5 protein-coding genes are annotated in these 3,934 nt (G+C 57.5%); 1 reads left to right on the top strand and 4 read right to left on the bottom strand.

Going from position 1 to position 3,934, the window contains the following annotated elements; genetic code table 11:
- Positions 1-196: 196 nt before the first annotated feature.
- The 4 genes from tyrS to LAT62_RS16135 form a co-directional block, all read right to left on the bottom strand.
- A complete protein-coding gene (tyrS, locus tag LAT62_RS16150) occupies positions 197-1,396 on the bottom strand; it encodes a tyrosine--tRNA ligase (protein ID WP_293386237.1) in 1,200 nt (399 codons plus the stop codon).
- Positions 1,397-1,504: 108 nt separating this feature from the next.
- Entirely contained in the window at positions 1,505-1,840 is a 336-nt protein-coding gene (gene erpA, locus LAT62_RS16145; protein WP_293386235.1) for an iron-sulfur cluster insertion protein ErpA, read from the bottom strand.
- A gap of 92 nt (positions 1,841-1,932) precedes the next feature.
- The gene (locus LAT62_RS16140) at positions 1,933-2,487 is read right to left on the bottom strand and encodes a polymer-forming cytoskeletal protein (protein WP_293386233.1); all 555 of its coding nucleotides are present in this window, start codon (positions 2,485-2,487) and stop codon (positions 1,933-1,935) included.
- Positions 2,487-3,230, bottom strand: coding sequence for a DUF6776 family protein (locus LAT62_RS16135; protein ID WP_293386231.1), 744 nt, complete (start codon positions 3,228-3,230; stop codon positions 2,487-2,489). Before LAT62_RS16135 ends, LAT62_RS16140 begins: the two co-directional genes overlap by 1 nt.
- A gap of 217 nt (positions 3,231-3,447) precedes the next feature.
- On the opposite strand from LAT62_RS16135, the gene hemJ reads away from it, so the two are divergent.
- The gene (gene hemJ, locus LAT62_RS16130; RefSeq protein WP_293386229.1) at positions 3,448-3,873 is read left to right on the top strand and encodes a protoporphyrinogen oxidase HemJ; all 426 of its coding nucleotides are present in this window, start codon (positions 3,448-3,450) and stop codon (positions 3,871-3,873) included.
- Positions 3,874-3,934: the final 61 nt, after the last annotated feature.

Raw genomic sequence — 3,934 nt, 5'->3', positions numbered from 1 at the left:
GGTCGAGCTGTCATGGACGACGTTTTTTGCGTGTCTCACAGGTATGTACCCGAGCATGGCGACGGTCCGGAAGGTACCCCATCGCGGATTGCTGACCGGTCGGGCCATTGGGCATAAATCTATAATCGCGCACGGGGTGCGCTCCTACGGTGGCACGTATGGTGCGGCCGCCGGGCCGCGCTGGGCCTACTCCAGATCAAGTGGTCAACGTGACCCAGGCAATCTTTTTCTTGCCGGCCTGGATCAGGTAGCGCCCGGCGGCGAGCTTGTGCTGTGCTTCGACGGGCTCCCAGTCGACCTTGACGCGGCCGTTCTTCAGCATGTCGCGGGCCTGGGCGGCGTTGGTGGTCAGTCCGGCGCGGTTGATAACGGCTGCGATTGGCACCGCTTCCTGACCTTCCAGCTCAAGAGCGACCTCAGGTGTACCCTCCGGCACCTCGCCTTCGCTGATGATATTGCCCGCGCCCTTGTGCGCGTTTTCCGCAGCCTCTTCACCATGAAAACGCGCCACCAGCTCGCGCGCCAGCACAATCTTGATGTCGCGTGGGTTGGCTCCCTGCTGCACGTCGGCCCGGAACTGCCCCACCTCGGCCATGGGCCGCAGGCTCAGCAGCTCGAAATACCGCCACATCAGATCATCCGGCATGGACACGAGCTTGTTGAACATCACCCCTGGCGACTCGGTAATACCGACATAGTTGCCCAGTGACTTCGACATCTTGTTGACCCCGTCCAGGCCTTCCAGCAAGGGCATCATCAGGACCACCTGAGGCTCCTGCCCCCAGTGGCGCTGCAGGTCACGACCCACCAGCAGATTGAACTTCTGGTCCGTGCCGCCCAGTTCCACGTCTGCCTTCATGGCGACCGAGTCGTAGCCCTGCACCAGCGGATAAAGGAACTCGTGAATGGCAATCGGCTGTTCGCTGCGGAAGCGCTTGTTGAAGTCGTCGCGCTCCAGCATCCGGGCCACCGAATGCTGGGCTGCCAGCTCGATCATGTCGGCCGAAGACATCCGGTTCATCCAGTCGCTGTTGAACATGACCGTGGTCTTGTCACGATCAAGAATCTTGAACACCTGCTCTTTATAGGTTTCCGCGTTGTGCAGCACATCTTCTCGAGTCAGCGGCGGCCGGGTGGCATTCTTGCCGGTGGGATCACCGATCATGCCCGTGAAGTCCCCGATCAGGAAAAGCACCTCATGGCCCAGGTCCTGAAACTGGCGCAGCTTGTTGATCAGCACGGTATGGCCCAAATGCAGATCGGGCGCGGTCGGGTCAAAGCCGGCCTTGATACGCAGGGGGCGCCCCGACTTCAGCTTGGCCACCAACTCTTCTTCCACCAGGATCTCGGCAGCCCCTCGCTTGATCAGGGCCAATGATTCTTCAACAGACGGCATGTACAGGACCTTCCTCTTTTTCCCACTTCCGACACAAGGCAAATTGAACCGGCGCGGAGTATATCATCTGCGCCGGATCGAGGGGACTGATTGGACAGGAACGGAGATTCAGATTCCGAAAGAGGAACCACAACCGCAGGTCGTGGTTGCAGCAGGATTGGTAATGTGGAAGCGAGCCCCTTGCAGACCCTCCTCGTAATCCACCACGGACCCCTGCAGGTACTGGTAGCTCAGAGCATCAATCAGAAACTCGACGCCGTCATGCTCAATGACGGCATCGTCTTCGGCGATCTCTTCATCAAAGGTGAAGCCATACTGAAACCCGGCACAACCACCTCCGGTCACAAAGACCCGCAACTTGAGGTAGCTGTTGTCTTCTTCCTCTTTCAACTGGCGCACTTTGGCTGCTGCGGCCTCGGTGACTTCAATCTCAGTTTCAGACATTCCGACCAACCCTCGCTGAACACGCATATGACATTGTCCGTCCCCCTGAAGTGGGGCCAAACCCAGCCAAATTCAACTGGCCGGGCAGGTTTTCAGTTCTTGAACTTGACCGGCGCATTGGCGCCCTGTGTTCCGGTAGCCGCAGGGCTTTCGCTGATCGAGTCCTTGTCGGTCGCCGTGACCACGTCATCGGAGGTCGCTATAGCCGGCTCCTCACTATCAGACTTTGCGCCCGCGGCCTTCTGCTCACCACCAAGCAAACCGAGCTTGCGTTTGCCAGCGCCCTTGTTTTCCTGCTGGTGATGCAGCTTGCCGTTGACTCGAGCGCCCATCACCATTTCCATGGTAGCGTAATAAACATCCCCGTTAACCTCAGCCTTTTTTGCCAGCTCAACATGCTCGAACGAGGTAACATCACCACTTACCCGGCCGTTGATAATGACGTGCGGAGCGCGGATCTCGCCCTTGACCACGCCCTTGTCACTGACCCTGACCACCGCACTGCTGCCCGGCTCTGCCAGAATATTACCGGTCACCTGGCCATCAATATGCAGACCACCGGTCAGCTTGATGTCACCCACAACCTCCGCCTTGGCGGAAATCAGTGTGGTGTCAAAGTTGCCTACTTTCTTGTCACTACCAAACATCAGATGTCTCCAAGTTCATCCCAGTCAATCTCGGCTTCGCGGGTACCCGCCCGGTTGCCGGTGACCTGTGCTACGATTCTAACCTGCTGCGGGGCAAACCCCTCGGGAAATTCGATTTCACCCCGAATATCCTGGAAATAGCGATAGCGCAGCCGGATGTCCACTCGATCTATGTCGGGCGATACGTCCATCAAAGGATAGACGACGGTTTCGCCCTCTTCATTCTGGCCAATGATATTGACCCCCACACTGCCTTCCAGCCATGTGCCGTCGCTTCCGGCATGAGTCATCATCAGCAGGAATTCATATTGATTACCGCCCCTCGACTCGACAGAAAACTCGTCAATGGCAAGCCCGACGCCGTTTTCATCCGGTGCCATCACTTCCCTGTAAAGGCGAACTTCCTGCTGTAATGTGGCTATCTGGTCGCGCAATTCACGGTTGGTCTGGCGGACCTGCTCGGCCGCATCCCTATCAACCTGGGAGCCACGTTCGACTATCGTCAAACGCTGCCGCAACGTGGTAATGGTCTCTTCTGTCTCGGCAAGGGCCGCCTGCAACTCGGACACCTGAGCACCACTAACCCGCTCTTCCTGCAACCCGTCAGTGCGCCCGAACACGAACGCACCCACCACCAGTGCCACCATGAAAGCCACGGACAAAAACCGCGAAAACAACAGGCTCCAAGGCCGATGCGGCACAACTACAAGATCATCTATGTGGCTACCGTTCACACGGGCCATAGGCAACTCCTGGCAAACACCACGGACCAGCGAGAGCGCTCAACTGAGGGCATCCCACCTCGAATACTGACCGGCCATGATACTGCTCTTGGTCAGCGTAGGGAACCTCACACCTTACTGGGATACAGTGTATCATCCTCTGGCCAGCCTCGGCGGATGCGGGTCACATTTTACGGAAGCATCTGAGCCTTGACGCTGCATGACCACAGGAGATTTTATGACCTATCTGTACGTGAAAGCTTTTCACCTGATCGCCATGGTGGCCTGGTACGCAGGCCTGTTCTATCTGCCCCGCCTGTTTGTCTATCATGCCCAAGCTACCGACCAGATCAGCCGCGATCGTTTCGAGATCATGGAACGTCGCCTGTTTCGGGGCATCATGACGCCGGCCATGGTGCTGACATTGGCGCTCGGTATCTGGATGCTGTGGCTGCACCCTTTCTGGCTTCAGGTCGGCTGGATGCATGCCAAACTGGCACTCGTTGTGGTGCTGGTCATCTATCACCACATCTGCCTGGCGCACATGAAGCAACTGGCGCGCGGTACCAACCGACGCAGCCATGTCTATTTCCGCTGGTTCAACGAGGTGCCACTGATTCCCTTGGTGGGTATTGTACTGCTGGCTGTTCTGAAGCCGTTCTGAAGGCAAAAAAAAGGTTCATCGCACCTTTCCGGGAAAGGCGGACTTGATCTTCAAAAAGAAG

The sequence above is a fragment of the Natronospirillum sp. genome (assembly GCF_022565775.1).
GTDB lineage: Bacteria > Pseudomonadota > Gammaproteobacteria > Pseudomonadales > Natronospirillaceae > Natronospirillum.
This window is presented reverse-complemented; position numbering and strand designations above follow the sequence as displayed.